This is a genomic window from Stieleria neptunia (genome assembly GCF_007754155.1).
Taxonomy (GTDB): domain Bacteria; phylum Planctomycetota; class Planctomycetia; order Pirellulales; family Pirellulaceae; genus Stieleria; species Stieleria neptunia.
Genome location: NZ_CP037423.1, coordinates 1,768,421 through 1,789,939, shown reverse-complemented (window position 1 = coordinate 1,789,939; position 21,519 = coordinate 1,768,421). Strand labels below are relative to the sequence as shown.

At 59.7% G+C, this 21,519-nt stretch carries 16 protein-coding genes and 2 tRNA genes; 12 read left to right on the top strand and 6 right to left on the bottom strand.

Going from position 1 to position 21,519, the window contains the following annotated elements; translation table 11 throughout:
• The first annotated feature begins 140 nt into the window (after window positions 1-140).
• Window positions 141-2,453, top strand: coding sequence for a DUF4159 domain-containing protein (locus tag Enr13x_RS06255; protein WP_145385214.1), 2,313 nt, complete (start codon window positions 141-143; stop codon window positions 2,451-2,453).
• Window positions 2,454-2,541: 88 nt separating this feature from the next.
• Here Enr13x_RS06255 and Enr13x_RS06250 read toward each other — a convergent pair whose 3' ends face one another.
• Window positions 2,542-3,633 carry an extracellular solute-binding protein gene (locus Enr13x_RS06250; RefSeq protein WP_145385213.1) on the bottom strand — a complete coding sequence of 364 codons (1,092 nt, stop codon included), beginning with the start codon at window positions 3,631-3,633 and terminating at the stop codon, window positions 2,542-2,544.
• On the opposite strand from Enr13x_RS06250, the gene Enr13x_RS06245 reads away from it, so the two are divergent.
• From Enr13x_RS06245 to Enr13x_RS06235, 3 genes are all read left to right on the top strand, one after another.
• Entirely contained in the window at window positions 3,624-5,000 is a 1,377-nt protein-coding gene (locus Enr13x_RS06245; RefSeq protein ID WP_145385212.1) for a hypothetical protein, read from the top strand. The two genes, Enr13x_RS06250 and Enr13x_RS06245, sit on opposite strands and share 10 nt — an antisense overlap.
• 109 nt (window positions 5,001-5,109) lie before the next feature.
• Window positions 5,110-7,032, top strand: a complete 1,923-nt coding sequence (locus Enr13x_RS06240; RefSeq protein WP_145385211.1) for a S8 family serine peptidase — start codon at window positions 5,110-5,112, stop codon at window positions 7,030-7,032.
• 299 nt (window positions 7,033-7,331) lie between these two features.
• Window positions 7,332-8,219 carry a hypothetical protein gene (locus Enr13x_RS06235; RefSeq protein WP_145385210.1) on the top strand — a complete coding sequence of 296 codons (888 nt, stop codon included), beginning with the start codon at window positions 7,332-7,334 and terminating at the stop codon, window positions 8,217-8,219.
• A 41-nt stretch (window positions 8,220-8,260) separates the two neighbouring features.
• Here the strand turns inward: Enr13x_RS06235 and Enr13x_RS06230 are convergent, their stop codons facing one another.
• Both Enr13x_RS06230 and Enr13x_RS06225 read right to left on the bottom strand, forming a co-directional pair.
• The gene (locus Enr13x_RS06230; protein ID WP_145385209.1) at window positions 8,261-8,692 is read right to left on the bottom strand and encodes a four helix bundle protein; all 432 of its coding nucleotides are present in this window, start codon (window positions 8,690-8,692) and stop codon (window positions 8,261-8,263) included.
• 96 nt (window positions 8,693-8,788) lie between these two features.
• Entirely contained in the window at window positions 8,789-9,871 is a 1,083-nt protein-coding gene (locus tag Enr13x_RS06225; RefSeq protein ID WP_145385208.1) for a M42 family metallopeptidase, read from the bottom strand.
• Window positions 9,872-10,771: 900 nt separating this feature from the next.
• Between Enr13x_RS06225 and Enr13x_RS06220 the strand changes: the two genes are divergently transcribed.
• The 3 genes from Enr13x_RS06220 to Enr13x_RS06210 all read left to right on the top strand — a co-directional run bounded on the left by Enr13x_RS06220 (window position 10,772) and on the right by Enr13x_RS06210 (window position 13,342).
• Complete coding sequence (locus Enr13x_RS06220) at window positions 10,772-11,344, top strand: response regulator (RefSeq protein WP_094412462.1); 573 nt, start codon at window positions 10,772-10,774, stop codon at window positions 11,342-11,344.
• 219 nt (window positions 11,345-11,563) lie between these two features.
• On the top strand, window positions 11,564-12,076 hold the full coding sequence (gene moaC / locus Enr13x_RS06215) for a cyclic pyranopterin monophosphate synthase MoaC (RefSeq protein ID WP_145385207.1): 513 nt from the start codon (window positions 11,564-11,566) through the stop codon (window positions 12,074-12,076).
• A gap of 111 nt (window positions 12,077-12,187) precedes the next feature.
• Window positions 12,188-13,342, top strand: a complete 1,155-nt coding sequence (locus Enr13x_RS06210; RefSeq protein WP_197455836.1) for a polyprenyl synthetase family protein — start codon at window positions 12,188-12,190, stop codon at window positions 13,340-13,342.
• A 25-nt stretch (window positions 13,343-13,367) separates the two neighbouring features.
• Here Enr13x_RS06210 and Enr13x_RS06205 read toward each other — a convergent pair whose 3' ends face one another.
• Complete coding sequence (locus Enr13x_RS06205; protein WP_197455835.1) at window positions 13,368-13,991, bottom strand: glycosyltransferase family 2 protein; 624 nt, start codon at window positions 13,989-13,991, stop codon at window positions 13,368-13,370.
• Between the two features lie 196 nt (window positions 13,992-14,187).
• Between Enr13x_RS06205 and hisI the strand changes: the two genes are divergently transcribed.
• A complete protein-coding gene (gene hisI / locus Enr13x_RS06200; RefSeq protein ID WP_145385205.1) occupies window positions 14,188-14,583 on the top strand; it encodes a phosphoribosyl-AMP cyclohydrolase in 396 nt (131 codons plus the stop codon).
• Between the two features lie 101 nt (window positions 14,584-14,684).
• Here hisI and Enr13x_RS06195 read toward each other — a convergent pair whose 3' ends face one another.
• Complete coding sequence (locus Enr13x_RS06195) at window positions 14,685-15,845, bottom strand: outer membrane protein assembly factor BamB family protein (protein ID WP_145385204.1); 1,161 nt, start codon at window positions 15,843-15,845, stop codon at window positions 14,685-14,687.
• Window positions 15,846-16,073: 228 nt separating this feature from the next.
• Between Enr13x_RS06195 and aroE the strand changes: the two genes are divergently transcribed.
• Window positions 16,074-17,567 carry a shikimate dehydrogenase gene (gene aroE, locus Enr13x_RS06190; RefSeq protein ID WP_145385203.1) on the top strand — a complete coding sequence of 498 codons (1,494 nt, stop codon included), beginning with the start codon at window positions 16,074-16,076 and terminating at the stop codon, window positions 17,565-17,567.
• Between the two features lie 19 nt (window positions 17,568-17,586).
• Entirely contained in the window at window positions 17,587-18,135 is a 549-nt protein-coding gene (locus Enr13x_RS06185; RefSeq protein WP_231744120.1) for a GNAT family N-acetyltransferase, read from the top strand.
• 128 nt (window positions 18,136-18,263) lie between these two features.
• Here Enr13x_RS06185 and Enr13x_RS06180 read toward each other — a convergent pair whose 3' ends face one another.
• A complete protein-coding gene (locus Enr13x_RS06180) occupies window positions 18,264-20,261 on the bottom strand; it encodes a redoxin domain-containing protein (RefSeq protein ID WP_197455834.1) in 1,998 nt (665 codons plus the stop codon).
• Window positions 20,262-20,607: 346 nt separating this feature from the next.
• On the opposite strand from Enr13x_RS06180, the gene Enr13x_RS06175 reads away from it, so the two are divergent.
• Together Enr13x_RS06175 and Enr13x_RS06170 are read left to right on the top strand one after the other, a co-directional pair.
• Window positions 20,608-20,681: transfer RNA gene (locus Enr13x_RS06175), tRNA-Ile, on the top strand.
• 88 nt (window positions 20,682-20,769) lie between these two features.
• Window positions 20,770-20,842 (top strand) — tRNA-Ala (locus tag Enr13x_RS06170).
• The last annotated feature ends 677 nt before the right edge of the window (window positions 20,843-21,519 follow it).

Genomic DNA, 21,519 nt, shown 5'->3' with positions numbered 1-21,519 from the left:
AACCTCAAGAAACACATGGGGAAAATGCTTCACAGCGTTAGGCGTACGGGCGTCACCGACGTACGGGTCTCACCATCGCCCGCGCGGTCCAACCAGTGTAAGATGCAGGCATGGGTTACTGGTAAGGGGGGGACCACCGATTGTTACGCCGCATCACTCTATTTCTGTCTGTCGTTGTCACGTTCGGGGCCATTCCCTCCAAGGTCCACGCCGAGGTGGATGCCGCGGCGGTCAGTCGTGCGATCGATCGTGGGGTTACCTATCTTCGCAGCAGCCAAAACGATCGCGGCGGCTGGGATGAGTTTCAGGGCCAGTCGTGCGGCCTTTCCTCCCTGTGCACACTGGCGCTGCTCAATGCCGGCGTCTCGCGTGACGACCCTGCGATCAAGCAAGCGATGACGTACCTGCGGGCCACGGTTGCCGAGAGCACGTACTCGGTCGCGCTGCAAACGCTTGTGTTTTGTCAGCATGGCTCGGCCAATGATTTGCCGCGGATTCGAAACAACGTGACCTGGTTGACCGAAGCTCAGACGGCCACGGGGGCGTGGAGCTACGGCGGCAAACGACAATTCGGCGGCGACCCCTCGAACGCGCAATTCGCGCTCCTGGCCCTTGGGGCGGCCCAAGACCGTGGTGTTGCGGTCAAGCCGGAGGTGTTTGAGCAAGCGATCGACTATTGGGAGTTACAGCAAAATCCCAACGGCGGCTGGAGCTACACCGGCGGTGCGCCGACGGGAAGCATGACCTGTGCCGGGATCGCCTCGCTGATCATCGCCAACGGCCGCCTGGGCAATGCCAGTTCCTCGGTCAAGGACGGCAAAATCGAATGTTGCGGGGGGGATCCCACGGAGCAAGATCCGATCGCCCGCGGCATCGATTGGCTGGGGAAACGATTCAGCGCCGAAGTGAATCCCGGCGGCAGCGCCGACACCTACTACTACTATCTCTATGCCATCGAACGGACGGGGCGGCTTTCCGGACGCCGTTTTTTTGGCGGTCACGATTGGTATCGCGAAGGCGCCGAACGACTGATCCGCCAACAGGACGGCTTTCAAGGGTTCTGGGAAGGCGGACAGTGGGAACGTCCCACCGTCGCCACGTCGTTCGCGTTGTTGTTTCTATCCAAAGGCAAACGCCAAGTCGTCGTCGGGCAATTGGAACGCGACCAGACCGACCGGCCGGAATGGCAACCCCACCCCGACGCGTTGCGGCAATTGGTGCGACATGTCGAACGGGCTTGGGGACGCGACCTGACCTGGCAAACGGTCCAAATTGAAAACGCCAGCTTGATCGATTTGCTGCAAACACCGGTGTTGGTCATCAGCGGCAAAGAAACTCTGGCATTGAGCGCCGAGAAAAGCGAGTTGCTGAAGGATTACGTGGACCAGGGCGGCACGATCGTGTTTGACGCCAGCGGTGACAGCGGATGTGGCAACGCGGCAAATTTTCAAAACAGCGTCGCCAACCTCTGCGCCCAGTGGTATCCCAACGCCCCGCTGGAACGCTTGCCGACATCGCATCCGGTGTGGAACGCCGAACGCAAGGTGGATGTCTCCGCGATGCCCAACGGGTTTTGGGTTTACGGTGTCCAAGCCTGCTGTCGTACCGCCGTCTTTTATGTTCCGCAAAGTCTGACCTGTCGCTGGGAATTAGGCGACCGGTTGTTTCAACGTGGTGAAGCCGACGATCCGGTTCGACGCCAAATCGATCATTCGATTCGAATCGGACAAAACATCATCGCGTATGCGACCGGGCGTGAATTGAAAGACAAGCTAGACGCCCAGATCGTGCTGCAAGCCGACGCGATGGAATTGACCGAGCGGGGGACAACGCGAATCGCTCGGCTGGATGTCGGCGCCGGCGGCGAAGACGCACGCCGCGCGCTGCCCAACGCCTCGGCCATCCTCCGCAAGCAAACGCAGGTCGCGATCAGCGTGCCCGAAGACCCGGTCCGGTTTGACGAACAAGACTTGGCCGAGGTGTCGGTGCTGTGGGTCCACGGCCGACGCGACTTTGTGTTGACCGCCCAGCAACGCGACGCGCTGGGCCAATTCGTCCAACGCGGCGGCGTGATTCTGGGCACCGCGATCTGTGGCGACGAAGCGTTCGCCCAAGCGTTTCGCCGTGAGTTTGCGGCGGTGCTGGGCCAAAACTCGCTGCAATCGATGCCCTCGGATCATCCCATGCTGACCCCGCAGTACTTCGGTTACGATTTGCGTTCGGTCACCATCCGGCGGATCGGTCGCGGAGCCAGTGGGCAACAAATCCGCCGGCAAACCTCACCGCCCATCCTGGAATACGCCGAGGTCGATGACGTGGTCGCGGTGGTGTTTTCACCGCTGGACATCAGTTGCGCGTTGGAAAGTCAAAATTCCGTCCAGTGCCCCGGTTACGGAACCGAAGACGCCGCGAAAATCGTCACCAACATCGTCCAAATGGCGCTCAATCAGTAGGATTTGTAGGGCATGCTGTGCATGCCATTTTCGCGTAGGGCATGCTGTGCATGCCATCCGTCACGCACAGCGTGACCTACACGTTTCTTCAATCCGGGAACACCGCCATCACTTCTTCGGCCCACTCGGTCCAGCCTTCCGCGGCGGCTTCGAAATCAACCTTCATCCAACGCACCGGTTCGCTCGGCATCACACGCGGCCGGTACTCGCTGTCGCGGCTGATCGGTAATTGGCTGCTGTCGCCCATCGCCAGTCGGTCTTCGGTTTGGGCAGAAACCAGGTAGTCGGCAAGTGTTTCGGCGGCGACGGGGTGGGGGGCGTCTTTCAAGATCGCCAAGGTGTTGGGAATCCGCAGGGTACCCGGTTGGTCGGGTTGCTGGTCCGGAAAGACGATCGCGACCTTTCGCAATTGATCTTTTTCAATGATCGCGTCGTCGGTATCGGTCAGCCCCCAGGCGACTTCGCCGGCCGCGACCGCCAGGGCGACCTGCTTGTTCCCCGACAACACCACCGCGTTGTCGTGAATCTGTTTTAAAAACTGCAGCGTTTCATCATGACCGTCGCGGACGCGGAGCACCGCAAAATGAGTCGCCGTGGTGCCGAACAACGGTCGAGCCATCGCGCAGTTGTGTTTCCATTTCGGATCGATCAGATCGGCCACGCTGGCGGGGTAGTCATCTTTGGAAGGAATCATGTCGGTGTTGATCAGCAACACGCGTGCCCGGGCGGCGAACCCGCACCACGAACCGTCGCTGGCGATCATGTCGCTGGGCCAGCCCGGGGCGACGGCCCATGTCCGCGGTTTCAGCAGACCGAGTTTCTGCAATCGAACGGTGTGCATGATCTCGTTGTTCCAAAACACGTCACAAACCGGCGAATTCTGTTCGGCGAGAATTTGATTGACCAAGCCGACGGTTTTCGTCGATTCGACATCAAATTTGCCGACGATCCCGGTCTCATAGTCCACACTTCGTTCATAAGCCGCAAAAATCGGTGTCGCGAACTGCTCGTCGAGCGCCGAATAGACCACCACGTCCCGCTCCGCCTTCGGAACGCATGCCGCGGTGCAGATCAACAGCGGGCACAACAGAAGTGGGCGGACCAGCAGCGACCACCGCGACGTTGCAAAGGTGAATCGTCGTTTCGTGGCCTGATGGTTACAATGGTGCAATGGTTTCATCTTTTGAAGATCGTTTAGGCAACGTCGGATGCCGCTCCGACACGGCGCGAGATGGCATGTTGCGGCGCATGTTTGGAATGCAGGTGCATGCCCGCTGCCGCCGCGGCATTCTAACACTGATCGGCTTGATCAGCATCGCGGCGCTGAGTGCTCCGGACACCTCGGCGCAATCGCCGCCCCCAATGCAGGCGGTGGAGGGCAAGCACATTGTGCTGAAATCGGATTCGGGCTCACGGGAATCGTTGGTCGAACTGGTGGAAGCCTTTGACGCCGCGGTGCCCCAATGGGAACGGTTTTGGCAACTGCCGCCCGGAACGCTGGCTCGATGGCAGGTCGACGCATTTGTGATGGCCGATCCGCAGCGGTTTCGTGACAGCGGGGATCTGCCGCCAGATTTGAATTTCCCCTTCGGCTACGCCGTCGATTCGAACATCTGGGTGATCCGTCAACGAAGCGATTACTACACACGGCATTTGCTGTTGCACGAGGGCGTGCATGCACTGGCCATCGAACTGTTCGGCGGCACCGGGCCGTCTTGGTTCGCCGAAGGGCTGGCAGAAATGTTGAGCGTTCACCGCGGCACGGGTCGTCAGGTCGAAGTCAACGTGGTCCCCGAATCAACGCAAGTCGTTCCCTACTGGGGGCGTTTCAAGCTTCTTTCACAACGTCGCGACGAACAGCGAATTCCGACGCTCGATGCCGTGCTCCAGTACCCGCCGGATTTGAAAAGCGACGTTGAATCGTACGGCTGGAGCTGGGTCGCGGCGATGTTGCTGACCGAATACCCCGACTATCGACCGGCCGTCTTGGCCGAAGCCAACAATGGCAGCCTGCGAACCGTCGCGTTTTCGATCGCCTTCAAACGACGATTGAGCCGACAGTGGCCGATCGTGCAAGCCCGCTGGCGGATGTTGACGAACACCATCGACTATGGTTTTGATTGGCCTCGCGAGCGAATCGACTTGGCGATCGGCGACAAACTTTGGCGGGGCAACCCGATCGAGACGACGATCCAGGCTGATCGTGGCTGGCAGAGTGTCGGCGTTCGATTCGCCCCCGGCATGCGCGTCAAAATCTCGCCGCGCGGACGATGCAGTCTCGACGACGATCCGAAACCCTGGATCAGCGAACCGCCCGGAGTCACGATTCAATACGCCAACGATCGACCGCTCGGGCAGTTACTGGTGTGCGTGTTGCCCAACAAAACCGACGAGCAACGACAGCTCCAGCCACTGCTCGTCCGCAGCGTCGAATCCGACACCGAACTCGTCATCGACAAGCACTGTTGGTTGCTGTTTCGAATCAACGACCACCTCGGCGACCTGGGCAACAATCGCGGCGGCTACACGGTGTCGATCCGGAGGTAGGAACCACACGACAAAATTGAACCTGACCCGGCGGATCGGTTCTGATACGGTCGGCTCGAACTCGCTGGGTTCCCCGTTCTAATTCTTGCCAGTGTGTGGTGGGTCTGTGATGCGTCGACGAAAAGGATTTCGTGGTGGTGTTCATTTTGCCAGTTACCGACGGCTCGGGGTCGAATCCCTCGAAACGCGTCGACTGCTTGCCGGCGATTCACTTTCTCTTTCACAGCATCCGATTGATGACAGCTCAGCGATCGAAAGCGTCGCCCAACAAATCCAAGACCTTGCTGTCAATTTCACCGCCTCCGATGCCGCCGGGGACACGATGCGGACGGCGGCCGACTTGGGCGTGGTCGACGGAACGCTGCAACGGGCCGGGCGACTCAGTTGGTTCGACCGGATCGATGTGGTTCGTTTCGAAGTCGCTTCCGATGCCAAGGTGCGGATCACGCTGGATCAACTCAATCGCGATGCAGATCTGTATGTGCTGGATCGCAACGGCAATCTGATCGGTTCCTCGAAACGATCATCCAACCGTAGCGAATCGCTTTCGGGATCCCTGCCGGGTGGCGAATACTACCTCGCGATATCCTCGGTCGATTATCGCAGCATTTCCTATCGACTGACCTTGGACGTTCAAACGTCGCAATCCCCAGCGGTTGCAACACCGCCAGCGGCGCCGACGCCGGAACCTCAGCAACCGGCGCCGCCCGAACCGAGCACCGTGACGCCGTTGGCAGACGTGGCCTATTTCGGCGGCAGCCAGGATTGGAACATCAATGCCGTCGCGGCACCGGAAGCCTGGGCGGCCGGTTACCGCGGGCAAGGCGTCACCGTTGCCGTGATTGACACCGGAGTCGATCTGGATCATCCCGACTTGGCCCACAACTTGTACATCAATCCGGGCGAGATCCCTGGCAACGGGATCGACGATGATCGCAACGGGTATGTCGACGACATCACGGGATACGATTTTGTATCCGGTGACGCGGTCCCCGACGACGGCAACGGACACGGGACGCACGTGGCCGGAACGATCGCGGCGGGCGACAACGGTTTCGGCGTGACCGGGGTGGCCCCGGACGCCAAAATCCTGCCCGTTCGCGTGCTCGACGATTCCGGCAGCGGATCCGATGCCGGCGTGGCCGCCGGCATTCGCTACGCGGCCGATTTGGGCGCACAAATCATCAACCTCAGCCTCGGCGGCGGCGTCAGTTCACGGATTGCCAGCGCGATCGACTACGCGACCTCCTTGGGGTCGTTGGTGATCGCTGCGGCCGGGAACGAATCGGCGGCCAGCCCCAGCTATCCGGCCCGGCACAGCGCCGAATCGACCAGCGTGCTTTCGGTCGGCGCCTACGACTCGTCCGGCCGCGTCGCAGGATTCAGCAACGAGGTCGGCGGCAGCGGCGCGGTCCAAGTCGACGCTCCCGGCGTGAGTGTTGTCAGCACCTACGCCGGCGGCGGGTATCGATCATTGAGCGGGACCAGCATGGCCAGTCCGCATGTGGCCGGCGTGGCCGCGTTGACGTTGTCGGCCAACCCGCAGCTCACCTCGGCCGAGTTACGGGAATTGCTCGCCAGCGGAACCGTTGGGCAGGCCACGTCGAGTGATTCGATCGGCAAGGTCAGCACGTTGAACTCGGTCGCCTTTGCCGCCGCGGGACTGACGTCGGCTGGTGACGTCACAGATTCGCAGATCGCGACCTCGGCCACATCGTCGACTGACGTTCGGACGAAGACGGGAGATGGTGTTCCCGCCCCCTCCGATTTTTTGCCCCAGCGACCCGCGGTGGCGGCGGAGGAGCGGTTGGAGGGAGACATCGATTCCTTGCCCGCTGAAGTGAGTGGAATCAAGCAAGTCGCATCCGCCGAACCCCTGTCGTCGCAGGCCGTCGACCATGCGTTGGCGCATGTCGACGTGGATTGGACAGACGCGGTCCAACGTCAACACGATGCCGATTCGTTCATCGAGTTGCCAGGTGATCTCGATGCGGCGGGTAGCGGATTCTCGTTACGAGGCTCCGCCTCGTAACGCACTTCTCACGAGGCTCCGCCTCGCGACTCGGAGGCGGGGAACCTCAATCGTATCAGTGACGGATTTAATCGTCGCGGAAGTCGTCAAGACTTTTGCGAGCCGCCGGCCCTCTCTGGCGTTTGCTTGCTGCGCAAACGCCGTCTCTCCCAGAGGGAGAGAGACTCAATCGGTTTCCAAAAGCTGCCGTTACACAATCGATCTCCCGAGCCTGGGAACGAGTGTGGGTTCGATTGAGCTACTCCCCATCTGCCTTGATCGGCTAGAATGCTCGCATCCTTCCCACCGTGAGCTTCAGGATGACGCATCGGCAGACCAGCGCTTGGAAAAAAACACGCCACCGAACCGGCAAGACGCGGGCGACATCGCCTGGCATGCCCTCCGCTGGGCCTTCTGCTGGGCCTTCGCCGCGTGATCCCGAGGTCTTGGGGCAACTCGCCGGGGAAGTCGCCATCCGGACGTTTCCCGCGTCGCAGCGGGATCAGTGGCGACGCCAGATCTATGAGCAGATGCTGTTGACCAGCCGCTGCATCGACGGGCCGAACTTCCAAAAGGTTTCGCCCGAAGACGTTTCCAGGATGATCCGGTTGTACGACGACCGCTTCTTCGACGGCAAGATTCTCAGCGCGGCCTCGGCCGAAGGGATCACGTTCCATTTGTCGTCGCGGATGACCAGCGTCGGCGGCAAGCTGGTCACCCAGTATCCCGAAGGCAACTATGACGGTCGGCGAAACTTTGAATTGGTGCTTTCCAGCACGCTGCTGTTCCAAACCTTTGAAGACGTCTCGCGTCCGATCGAGGTGGCCGGGTGCGTGTGCCGCGACCGCTTGGAGGCGATGCAACGCATCGCCGAACACGAATTCGTGCATCTGGTCGAAATGTTGATATGGAACGACGGCAATTGCAGCGAGGCCCGTTACCAATCGATCGCCAATCGGTACTTCGGCCACACCGACTATCAACACAACTTGATCACCCAACGCGAACGCGCCGCGGTGCGTTTCAACATCCGCGTCGGCGATGACGTCTTCTTTTTCCACGAAGGCCACCGCATGCAAGGCCGCGTCAACCGCATCACCCGCCGTGCGACCGTGCTGGTCCCCAACGCGGCGGGTCAAAAGTTCAACGACGGCAAACGCTACTCGCGCTACTACGTCCCGCTGGAACGGCTCCGCCGGGTTAAATAGGTTTCAAGTTTCAAGTTTCAAGTTTCAAGTTTCAAGTCACTTCAGCAGATTTGGCTATCGACCATGTAGGGTTCGCGAAGTTCTCGGATGTACTTTCGACCGCGAAAATCAGATTTGTTCAGGTAGTTGATGAATCCGTTGATCAGTCGGCTGATTTCACGACATTTGTTCTGTAGGTCCTCAAACTCGGGCTCGTCGAGGTAGCGTTCATCGTAAGCAACGTAGAGCTGGGATCGAACCTCGCCGCACGAGGCCTTGGCATGCGAAAGGAATTGGACAAATTCCTTGTTGCCATCCCGTTCAAATCCCTCTGCGATGTTGGATGTGATCGAAATCGAAGCCCTTCGTATCTGATCTTTCAGCGCGAAGTCTCGCGCAAAATCGTCCTGACGTGAGCATCGATAAATCAGCTGGGTCAACTCACGGCCCTTTTGCCAAGCCAAAATGTCCTCAAACCTCGTAATCGCGGCCATCTCAACCTCCCGTTTGAACCTGAAACCTGAAACCTGAAACCTGAAACTTGAAACTTGAAACTTGAAACTTGAAACTTGAAACCTGAAACTTGAAACCTAAATCTGCCCCCCCGGCGTGAAGTCATCATCTGACTTCAGCGCCGCAGCGAAGTGGGCGAGAAGTTGCGCGACGTGATCGATGTCGTCCAGCGAGATCGCTTCGACGGCCGAGTGCATGTAGCGGTTGGGGATCGCGACCAGCCCGGTGGCGACGCCGGCGCCGTGGAGTTGCAAGACGTTGGCGTCGTTGGGGGTGGCTCGACCGATGGCGGCCAGTTGGTAGGGGATGTTGTTGGTTTCGGCCAGTTCGATCAGCCGCGCGGCGACTTTGGGATTGATGTTGGGTCCGCGAAAGATCACCGGTCCGCCACCGAGGCGGAGATCGCCTTGTTTGTTCTTGTCGATGGTGGGGCAATCCGAAGCGTGGGTCACGTCGACGGCGATGGCGACGTCGGGATGGATTCCACCGGCGGCGGTTTTGGCGCCGCGCAGCCCGATTTCTTCTTGCACGGTGGAGACGCTATGCAGGTGGCAGCCGAGCCCACCGGCGCCGGCCAGTGCTTTCGCCCGTCGCAACGCTTCGATCACCGTCCACATCCCGGTCTTGTTATCCATCCCGGGACCGCTGACGAGTGAATTCATCAGCGGGCGGAGCTGCAGGTCCAACGTGATCGGGTCGCCGATGCGAATCTTCTCGCGCGCCTGTTTGTCGCAACTCGCCCCGACGTCCAACCACATTTCGTCCAGGCCGACGACTTTTTTCCGTTCGTCCTGGTTGAGCAAGTGAATGGGTTTGCGGCTGATGACGGCGGGGACTTCTCCGGAGTCCGTCCAGATCGACATCGCTTGTCCGATCAACTGTTGGGGATCCCAACCGCCGATGGTTTGCGCGTACACAAAACCGTTTTCATCGATGTGGGAAACCAGCATCCCGATTTGATCGCAGTGTCCGGCCAACATCAGTCGCGGTCCGTCAGCGTTGCCGATCTCGGCGATCAGGTTGCCGTGCACGTCGATGCGAACGCGGTCGGCATGGGGAGTGATGTAATCCCGAATCAGTTTCTGGATCCGCTCTTCGTATCCCGAAGGACTGGGCGTGGCGATGGCTTGTTCAAAGAAGGCGCGAGCGTTGTCTTGCATGGTGATGGTTTGAAGGGAAACGGAAAGACGTGAAGTGGCGACCGATTTTGCGGCCAGATGACTCGTCGATTGGCATGCTGTCTAGACCGATCGGGGACGAAAATGAACTTTATAAAAAGTTTTTTTTCTTCGCAAATCGTCTGTTTCGGTGCAACAAAATCCGCGTCTTCAGTGTCGAAAGTTGCGGAAACACGGGTGTTTTGCATCACCGGCATCCAACCGGCCGTCCGGATTGATCCGGTCAAGGACCGTCACAGGGGCCATGACGCTTGTTCCCTTCCAAACGCCCTAAAGAATTGGGGCGGTTTTGCTCGACACTAAGTCTCGGATCGACAGTTTTCGACTGGGTTCTCTCGCGGAGAGCGGTTTTCACCGTCTCGATGCAGGAGGGCTGGTGGCAGCCGAATCGTTGATCCGCCCAGGGGGGGATTCTGGGAAAGCAGTCGAGTCGGGGGCGTCACATTCGTGACACCTCTCACGCTCGAAGGCAGATGGCGACTATAGCCGAACGTTCCTGTAAACACCGGCATGATGACAACACCCATCATCATGTCTGCCGTGTTTCGCGATTGGAACGTTGGGCGTTGGTCGCCGGACGTCACAGCATCTACCCCGACCAAAGCGGAGTGATCCGTTTGTAAACGTTTGAAACCTAGCAAGTGATCCCGTTCGGTAAGCGTCACAGGATGTGAGCCGGGTGGCCTGACCCAGCGTTCGGTTTGCAGCACACGACAGCATTCAGGTTCGTAAGACTTTGTCTCAGCGATCAGGACCGGTGAGACAGATGAAACGAACGAGAAGGCGTGCGGCACAACTGATCGACCAAGGCCATGAGAACATTGGGTACCGACGCACCATTGTTCGAGGGAATAATCAACGAGGCGTTATGGAGAGCCTGATATGAAGGTCTTTACGACTGGACAGGTCGCCAAGATTTGCAAAGTCGCACCCCGAACTGTTTCAAAATGGTTCGATTCGGGGCGTTTGAAAGGCTACCGAATCCCAGGATCACAAGATCGTCGTATTCCGCGTGAATACCTGATCAAGTTCCTGAAGGAGCACGGCATGCCGTTGGGTGACTTGGAGGACGAAGCGATGGCCAAGTGCCTGATCGTCGCCCAAGATCAAGTTTTGATCGAAAACTTGAAGCGAGAATTACCGCCGGAAAAATCGTTCAAGGTCGCCGTGGCGGCGAGCGGTTTCGAAGCCGGGATTCAAGCCGAAAGCTTCACGCCAGATTGCATCATCGTGGACTTTTCGATCGGCAAGATCGAAGCCGTACAGATTTGCCAGAACCTGCGCAAAAATGCGGATTTCACCGATGTCATTCTGATCGCGCTGTTGCCCGATGACGGCCAGCCGATGAGTTTTGATCGAAGCAGCATCAACGAGACGTTCAAAAAACCGTTCGACGCCCATCTGTTGGCTGAACGACTGAGAACGCTCGTCGGAGCAAAGAAAGAACTGGTGTGAACGGTTCCTGCCCCGGCCTTGTGCCGCCGCAGGACTCTCGCTTCACCACCGACCACAACAAGAACGCCACACATTTCCCGCAAATGTGTGGCGTTTTTTTTTTCAAGTTTCAAGTTGGCGGCAGCGGGTTGCGGAGTGGAGAGATTTCGTTACAGAATCGCAGCGACGGCCATCGGCAGCAAACCTTTGGAACTTAAAACTTGAAACTTGAAACTTAAAATGCCTTCCAGCCACTTCGACGCCGATGGCAACGTCCACATGGTCGACGTCTCGGCCAAAAACGTCACCCGACGCATCGCCACCGCCTCGTCGCGGATCTCCATGAATGCCCAAGCCGCCGAACTGGTCCGGCAGGGGGCCAGCCGCAAAGGCGATGTGCTGGCGGTCGCCCGCCTGGCCGCCATCGCGGCGACCAAGTGGACACCCCACCTGATCCCCCTCTGTCACGCGATCCCGATCGAGTCCGCCGAAGTCGACTTTCAATGGGCCGACGAAACCGCCCCGCCCCAGCCGACATCGCCCCCGCAGCTGATTTGTCGCGTCACCTGCGCGACGTCGGGAAAGACCGGCATCGAAATGGAAGCCCTGACCGGCGCCAGTGTCGCCGCGTTGACGGTTTACGATATGCTCAAATCCGTCGATCGAGCGATGCAGATCGGACCGACGCAACTGGAAGGGAAAGAAGGTGGCCAGTCAGGGACGTTCGTGCGAAATCCGGGGACGCATTCGTAATGCGACCAATCGTCCCCCTTTGATTTCGTTGTCCTTGGTTTCTAATTGCGGTTTCCTCTCTATTGCTACGGTTCGACCCGTTCCCCCCTTCCTGCAGACACGCGTAAGAAAATGGACGCTTCTGAGACGTTTCGAGACCGCTCCGACACGGTACAGGTCGACGCCGACAGCCGAGTCAGCGAGACACGCAGCGAGACACGCAGCGGCGCGGCGCGGAGCGAATCCCGCCGATCCCCCCCAGTCGCCGATCACCCGGTCCGCGCACCGAAGAACGGCACCACCGCCCCCCCCGCCAACCCGCTGCTGCAGCGTCTCTATGGCCCCGTCGCCGAGCCGTTGGCCGAGGTCGAGGCAATGCTCCGCTCGCAATTGCAAAGCCCCTTCGAAGGCGTTTCGGCGCTGTTGCGTCACGGTGTCGCGCTGGGCGGCAAGCGGCTGCGGCCGGCCGTGCACTTGCTGATGGCCGAAGCGCTCGGGGGTGTCGGGCCGAGCAACATCACCATCGGAGCGGTGTTGGAGATGGTCCATACGGCGACGCTGGTGCACGACGATGTGTTGGACGAAGCCGCGACGCGCCGGCATGTCCCCACCGTCAACGCCCAATGGAACAATCACACCAGTATCCTGCTCGGCGATTATCTGTTCGCCCAAAGTTTTCAGTTGGCCGCGACGCTCGACAACACCCGCACCTGCCAGTGGGTCGGTCAAGCCGCGCGGTTGGTTTGCGAAGGCGAGCTGCGTCAAGTGCTCGGTCGCGATGATCTCGAGATCGATCGCGACACGTATTTCGACATCATCCAAGGCAAAACCGCCGAGCTGTGCCGCGTGGCCTGTTCGCTCGCCGCGGCGGAGGCCGGATGCGATGCGGAAACGATCGATCGACTTGCCGAATACGGGAACAGTCTCGGAATCGCGTTCCAGATCGCCGACGATTTCCTGGACCTTTGGGGCGACGATGAAGCGGTCGGCAAAACGCTGGGAACGGATCTGGAACAGGGAAAAATCACGCTGCCGATCATCCGCCTGCTGGAAACGGCAACCCCCGACAGGCGAAACTCCATTTTGAAAGTGCTCCAAGGTCCGGCCGCCAGCCGAGTCTCACCGATTCGCACCTGGCTCGATCAATCCGACGCCAGAGCATTCACCGTCGCGACGGCGGCCGAATTCAAGCAACGCGCCCTCGATGCGATTGCCGATCTGCCCACCGGGGCGGCCAAAAACTGCCTGATTGAAATCGCCGAGTTTTCGATCCAACGCTCGTTTTGACCCCTCCCGTCCATCCACGACGGCTTCAACGCTTCGCTTCATTGCGGAGCCGTACCCCGACTTTCGCCCGCTCGACCTTTTTGATTCGATCGGTTTGCCCTTCCAACCAATAACGTTTGCCTTTGGGGGCCGAGAGACGCTGCAGATGGGGGCGGCGGATCATCTGGACCGAGCACGGGGCGCTCACGTCGGTTCGGATTTCGACCGTCGTATGCTTGTCGGTGCCCCATTGTCGCAAACGCCTCAACAGCGGCGGGGCGAGCGGCTCTTGGCGACTTTCTGCCCGTGCCGCAACGACCGACTCGTCTTCGCTCATCACCAGCAGCCGACGGAGATCGTCCATCCGCATCTCGGCGTCCGATTCTTGAATGAACACCAGCTCTCCGGTCGCCCGTTCCAAACCGGTTTGTCCGGCCGCTTCCATCCCGCGCGGCCGGTCGTGCCGGGCGATCCGAACTTGGGGGTACTTGGCGTGCAGCTCTTGCAAGATGTCTTGCGTTTCATCGCGGCTGCCGTCGTCGACGACAATGATCTCCGCGACCTCGTCGGTCAGATCGACCAGGCCTTCCAGGACGTGCTCGACCCGCTCCACGACCTCATGTTGCCGATCGCGAACCGGCAGAACGATCGATAGTTTTGTCGGTGACATGACGGAAAACCCCGAATCGGCAACCATGTGACGTGAAAGTGTAGGTTGCTTATCGTCCGCGCCATGGCGGTGCCTTCAGCGGCCGGGCTCGGCGAAACGATTCGGCTTCGGCGGCGTGCCAGTCGTTCCGTTTACTACGAATCTGCCTATAATCGTCGCTGCCGACCTTCCTCCCTTCCCCCCCGGACAACTTGCCGTGATCGACGTCTCCGCCGCAGTAGATTTTTCTCGAGGCGCCGACGGTTTGTTGCCGGCGATCGCGCAAGATGCCGACAGCGACCGCGTTCTGATGATGGCCTGGATGAACGAAGAAGCGTTTCGGGAGACGCTGGCGACCGGTCAAGCCGTCTATTACAGCCGCAGCCGCCAAGCTCTGTGGCGGAAGGGTGAAACCAGCGGGCATCGCCAGAGCGTCAAAGAGATCCGCGTGGATTGCGATCGCGACACGATCCTGTTGCGCGTCGAACAGGTCGGGGCCGCCTGTCACGAGGGATTCCAAAGTTGTTTCTTTCGCGCGGTCGACCCCCACGACGCCTCGCTGACCACCGTCGACCCGCGATTGGTCGACCCGAAGCAGGTCTATGGAACCTAAAGTAGGGCATGCTGTGCATGCCATTTCCGCGTAGGGCATGCTGTGCATGCCATTTCCGCGTAGGGCATGCTGTGCATGCCATCCGTCACGCACAGCGTGACCTACTCCTTACCCCGGAAGCAGCGGACCACGCCGTCATCATCGGCGACGAACAGCTCGGTGTCGGTGACGGCGACAGCGGCGACGAAGCTGCCGCGAATCTCATAGCTCCACTTCAGCGTTCCGTCGGCCAGTGAGAGCCGCAACAACCGTCCGTCGGTCGCCGCAATCCAGACGTCGTTGCCGGCGATCACCGGGGACGCGTCGGCGAATCGCCGCAGGGTGTGTCGCCAGATCCGTTTGCCCGTCTTCAGGTCGAGCGCATCGACTTGCTTGCGCTGGCTGCTGACGACGGCGACCTGTCCGGAGACCGCGGCACTGTTGCGATACTCTTGGACCTGCAGCGGGTCTTCGTAGCGCCACAGCTGTTTCCGGTTCTTCCAGTCAAAGGCAAACACCGAGCCGTCGTGGGTCGGCAGGATGGCGAGTTCACCGCGGATCGCCGGCGTGCTGCCGGTCGGGCCTTCCAGCGGCATCCCCTCCCCATCGGCCTTGCCCGTGTTCAAATCGACCACGTGCAGTTTGGCATCACAACCGCCCAGAAATGTCCGATCGCCCGCGATCGTGGGAGAGCATTGGATCTGGTCTTCGGCGGCGTAGGTCCAAACCGGTTCTCCGCTCGCCAGCTCGAAACAGTACAGCTTGCCGTCCTGGCAGGCGACCAGCACCTTGTCGTCGTAAATTGCCGCCGAGCCGCTGATCTCGCCGTCGGTCGTTTGGGTCCACAGCTGACTGCCGTCTTTGACTGATAATGCGTACAGGTTGCCGTCGTAGTCGCCGATGACCAGGCGGTCTCCGGCGATCACCGGCGAGGCCAGGAATCCGGTTTGATAATCTTTCCGCCACCGTTCCTGTCCGTCGCGACGCGCCAGGCAGTAGATTTTCCCCATCACATCGGCGACGAACACCTGATCGCCGATCACGATCGGAGTCGATTCGATCGCCTCCTCGGCGTTGAATTCCCACGCCACCTGCAATTCGTCGGGCAGCTGTGCCGTGGTCGCCCCCGACGCGGCGGCGTCGCCACGGGGAAAGGCCCAGTCCGATTCCTGGGCAAATCCCCGGTCGGTGTCTCCCCAGATCGCGATGCAAATCAATCCGATCACGGGGATCCGGACCGCAGGGGGCAAAGCGAACATCCATCGCGTTTTCGAACTCATCATTTAGGACCTGCTGTATGCTTTATCCGTGCGTGTCTGTGGCCGACCGGTTCGATCGTCCCGGCTGGCCGTTCCTCAGGGGAATCGGACTCCACCCCTGCTCGTTGCATTCGGTGCGATCTATTATACGCGGGCGGCACTCCGGGCAGTAAACTCTTCGCGGAGTTCACGTCCCGTTGCCGAGGCCGCCTCCCGCACTTCTTCATCACCTTCCTCGTACTTCAATCCCCTATGATTTGTGTCAGTCTCGGTCGCAGTCGCCACACTCGGATGATTGGCGAACACAAGCATTTGGTCGAACAAGGCGCCGAACTTGTGGAATTGCGGCTGGACTATGTCGGTCGAGCCGTCAATTTGAAACGTCTGATGGACAACCGTCCCGGCCCGGTCGTGATGACCGTCCGACGCCGCCAAGACGGGGGGCGATGGACCAAAAGCGAACAAGACCGTTTGATGCTGCTGCGTTCGGCGATCGTCGCAGGTGCTGAATACGTCGACATCGAAGCCGACATCGCGTCCCAGATTCCGCGTTACGGCAACACCAAACGCATCATCAGCTACCACGATTTTTCCGGAACGCCGGACAATCTGGAAGACCTGCATGCGGCGATGGCCGAAGAAGACGCCGACATCGTCAAGATCGCGACCATGGCGAATTCGTTTGCCGACAACGTGCGGATGTTCGATCTGATTCGCAACGCAAAACTCCCCACGATCGGGATTTGCATGGGCGAGATCGGCACGATCACGCGAATCCTGGCCAATCGATTCGGCGCCCCCTTCACCTACGCGACCTACAGCACGGACAAGAAGATGGCCCCCGGCCAGCTGAATTGGAAAGAAATGACCAATCTGTACGACGTCAAAAACATCAACGCCGAGACCGAGTTGTTCGGGGTGATCGCCGATCCGGTCGCCCACAGCTACAGCCCCCTGGTGCACAACACGGCATTCAAAGCCGAAAAAATGAACGCGCGGTACCTGCCGCTGCGGGTTCCGCAAGACGATCTGCATCGCTTCATGGACAGTGTCAACAAGATCGGACTCCGCGGGATCAGCATCACCATTCCCCACAAAGAGCGCGCGTTGGACTACTGCACCCAAGCCGAATCGAGCGCCAACGGGATCGGTGCGATCAACACCATGGTGTTTCACGAAGACGATCGCTTGGGCTACAACACCGACTATCGCGCCGCGATGGACTGCATCATCGAAGTGATGGAAAAGAAAGACGTGCCCCGCGAGAACGCGCTTCAGGGTGTCACCGCGATGGTGTTGGGCGCCGGCGGAGTCTCCCGCGCGATCGCCTGGGGGCTGCGGCAACGCCAGGCGGACGTCGTCATCGCCTCCCGCACCGAAGAACGGGCGCGACTGCTGGCCACCGAGGTCGGGTGTCGCGTGGTGCCGTGGGAAGATCGACACAACCAAAAAGTCCAGCTGCTGATCAACGGAACGCCCGTCGGCATGCACCCCGACGTCGACAAATCCCCCTTCAATGCATCGGCGCTCAACCAATTCATGGTGGTCTTCGATACCGTCTACAACCCGGAAAACACCTTGCTGGTCAAATACGCCAAGCAGGCCCAGTGCCGGATCATCACCGGAATCGATATGTTTGTCCGCCAGGCGGCCTATCAATTTAAATTGTTCACCGGGAAAGACGCGCCGGCGATGTTATTGCGAAAAACCATCAAGCAAGCGACCAATCCGGTCCAGCTTCACTGATCAGGGTTGGGCCACTGCATTGAACGATCTTCCGCCACCCGATCCCGCGCCGCAGGTTTTACCGCAACTGCGACAGGCATTGCCCAGCGATGCCGCGGCAATCCATGCCCTGTTGCGCCCCTTTGTGATGCAACGGCTGCTGCTTTCGCGGACCCACGCCGAACTGGTCGAACTGACCCGACACGGTTTCGTCGCGATGGTCAGCGAACCGTCCGATGCGGCCTCGCCCGACATCCCATCACCGAGCGACCCGGCACCGAGCGACGAAATCCCGCCCGAAGAACCGGCCGGGCGCTGCGTCGGTTTTTCCGCGGTCGAGGTCTACAGCCCCAAGCTCGCCGAACTGCAAAGCCTGGCCGTGCACCCCGATTACCAGCGATTCGGCGTCGGCAAGCGCCTGGTCCAGATGTGCGTCGACCGGGCCAGAGATCTAGGCATCATGGAAATCATGGCCATCAGCTCCTCCGATCGCTTCCTGGAAAACTGTGGCTTTCACTACTCGCTCCCCGACCAGAAGCGAGCCCTGTTCCAACAGCTCCGCCCCCGGCCGTACGAGGATCGGAGCTGAAGTTTCAAGTTTCAAGTTTCAAGTTTCAAGTTTCAAGTTTCAAGTTTCAAGTTTCAAGTTTCAAGTTTCAAGTTTCAAGTTTCAACCAACTTGGAACCTGGAACTTGGAACCTGAAACCCGAAAAACTTTACTTCACCATCTCTTCGATCACGGCATCCAGTTCGGCGGCGCGGACGTTGTGTCGCACGACGGTGCCGTCCTTGTCGACCAGCATCATCGTCGGCAACGTCTGCACACCAAAGGCCTTGGAAAGCCGGCTCGATTCTAAACCGCCCTCCTCGAACAGTTGAATCCACGGCAGACGGTTTTCGCGGACGAACGCTTCGGCATCGCCACGTCTGGCGTCGACGTTGATACCGACCAGCGTCAGCCCTTGGCGCTTGTAGCGGCCCTGCAGACGGCTGAGCAGTTTCATGTCCTGCTTGCAGGGTTCACACCAGGTCGCCCAGTAGTGAACGATCACCGGTCGGCCACGCAGTTGTGAGAGCTTGAACGATTTGCCGTCCAGCGTCGTGCCTTCGAGTTCGATTTTCCGTCCCACCGACTCCAGACGCCGCACGGCGCCCGCGGCTTTCTCCCCGGCTTCGGTGCCTTTGTATCCGTCACGCACTTTTCGGTAGTACGCCAACGCCTCTTTCTCGTCGTCTTCGAACTCTTTCGCCAGCGCCAACTGCAGCATCGCTTGTGCGGATTCGATCGTCCGGGGGTGCGCATCGACGAAAGCGGCCAGTGCCTCCAGGTACCACAGTTGCACCTTTTCGAAGTCCGCGTCCGGGGTTTGCTTGAGCACGTATTCGGCTTGGATCGCCTGGTAATCGGCATAGGCCGCCAGCGTCTCATTGGCGCGGGCGAATTTGCCGGCCACGCGTTTCAGCCGGTCCAGCCCTTCGGGGTACTGGCCGCTTTGCACGGCGACGCTGACCGTGTCGACCAATTGCCGCGTCCAAGTCGCCCGGTCTTCGTCATTGCCCGACCCGGCGATCAGCTTTTCGACCAGATCGGCGCGGGCGGCGTGCAGCGCCGGCAGCCCGGCTTCGGGGGCAGAGGCCAGTTTTTTGTCGAGCGATTCGAGCTGGGTGACCAGGGTCTGGAGCGCGGAATCAGAGGCCGGAGTCGCCGCGGTTGCCGCACCGCCGGGGGTAAAGAACAGTCCGCTGGACTGGGTCAGCGCGCCGTCGTCGCTGCCGACGTTCGGCAGTGACACCATTCGCCAGCGGTCACCGACCTGAACCAGCGTTCCGACCATCAATTGCCCACTTCGGCCGCCATTTTCGTACATCGCGACGACGTTTTCGTAGACCACCACGTCTTTCGTGCTGCCGTCGGTGCCCTCGGGGACCAATCCGGGTGCGGGGGCTGCGAATTGAAGCCACTCGGATTCGGGGCCGATGGAGGTTTGTGACTGGGCCAACTCGGCGAACTCGCGGGCGGCCAGCTTGGCCTTCATTTCCAGCTCGGCCAGCTTGGCTTCTCCCAGCCCCAAGGATTTCAGTTCCGTGGGGGTGGCCAACAAGCGGGCGAAGCGCCGTGGGTCCTGTTCGCGGAGCGCGGCAACGACTTCGGCGGAAACCTCTTCGGCCGAGATCCGCCGCCAAGCATCGATGCGGCCGTCTTCGTCCTGATCCACCCCCCAGCGGGTGCCGGTGTTTCCCAGCCACCGATACTGGTCGGCTTTGCCGTTGAAATCCCCGTCGATGTCTCGATAGGCCTCCACGCCGTAGTTGTAGTACGACCACAGGTCGATCTTTTTGTCGCCGTTGGTGTCGACGAAGCGACGCAGCAGATGGCCGTCCGGTCCGGTCACTTCCCAACCGTTTTGGCCCTCTTCGGTGATGTCGCTGACCGTGCACTTGGCCACTTGCCCGGCCGGAACGAGCTCGTAGTTGGCGTCTTGTTGCAGCGGTTTGAGAGAAAGTGCCTGGGCCGCGGTGGGGCTCTGCGCGGCCGCGGGGCAGGCCAAACCGGCCTGAACGGCCGCTGCAGCAGCGAAAATGCCTACGCCAAGCCACCTGGAAAGCAGCCTGCCGCGTAACGTGGGCGGCACGAAACACGCATCCCAACTGCGCCGTTGGCGTCGAGCGTTGACGTTGACCAGGGGAGGTCGCCGAGTGGAACGATCCATCATCTTCACGGGTGTCCATAGAGTGGGAGAGTTGATACGCCGACTATTTTGACCGAACCCGGGGCTTTGTTGGAATGTCGATTTAAGTGAAATGGTCGTTGTGCCGAATAAAACTGGTCCACCGGCAAACAATTCTCGTTCCAGGGTTGCTTTGGCGACGGTCGTTCCAGCGGTTCGTGTCGATTCGAAGAAGCTTTTTTCGCTTAGAATGCCAACTTGGCTTTGACAGCCCATTTGGTTTGCGTAAACTTCTCGCTCGCCCGGCGGGACTTGCCGTGTGGGACAGCTCTGGCTGGACGCTGGTTTGAAAGCACTGCTTTCAATCCAGATTGTTTTGCCGGGCAAACGAGGGCGTGTAGCTCAGTTGGTTAGAGCGCGTCGCTGATAACGACGAGGTCCCAGATTCGAGTTCTGGCACGCCCACTTGGTTGCTTTGCAGCCAAAATCGAAGTGAACTGAAGTCTCAAATTTGAGATTTCAAATCTGAGATGCATCCCTTGCGGATGCCCTCGGGGGTATAGCTCAGTTGGGAGAGCGCCTGCTTTGCACGCAGGAGGTCGTCGGTTCAAGTCCGTCTACCTCCACTTCGGTTGAACCGGAAAGAGGGCTGGTCGTCTTGACAAACACGTCGGGATGGATCAACCAGGGAAACCGCTCGTTGAATGCGAGCAAATGTCATGCCGGCATCGCCTGCGTGCGCCCCGCAAGGCGGCTATTTGCCCGCTTTGACGAAGGGGTCGGACGCAGCCAACGCGGTTTGGCGCCTGACTCTTTCCACTCCTGCACGAGGGAAACCTCATTGCGGGACCGCGGAAGGCCGCGGCGGAACGCTGAGAAAAAGTTTTCTCAGTTTTCCGATGAAGAACGGTTGACGGCCGCGGCCGTCGGCTCTATCTTCCCGCCTCGCTTGTGAGTGACCGCCCGCCGCAGAGTTCTGCGGCGGGCGGCTGCTAACACAGCGTCCTTCGATTTCACCCTGATGGGGTGCGGATCGGAGAACTGATTTTTGACAATTTGGTTGTTTGGTAATTGGCATCAGTAATCTGCCGATCAGTTCTTTGGATTGGTCGGCGACTACAAAGTTCTTCGGAATAAGCGTGGCCAGTGTCGTCCATCGGGTTCCTTAAGCCTGGTGAAAATGGTGCTGGCCGATAGAAGCGAATCTGACAGGATTCTGTGCGAATACTGAATTGATTTGTTGTGGCATCGCACTGCGGTGTTGTGACGGATCATTCCAGTCATGTGATATCGTTATGGTGAT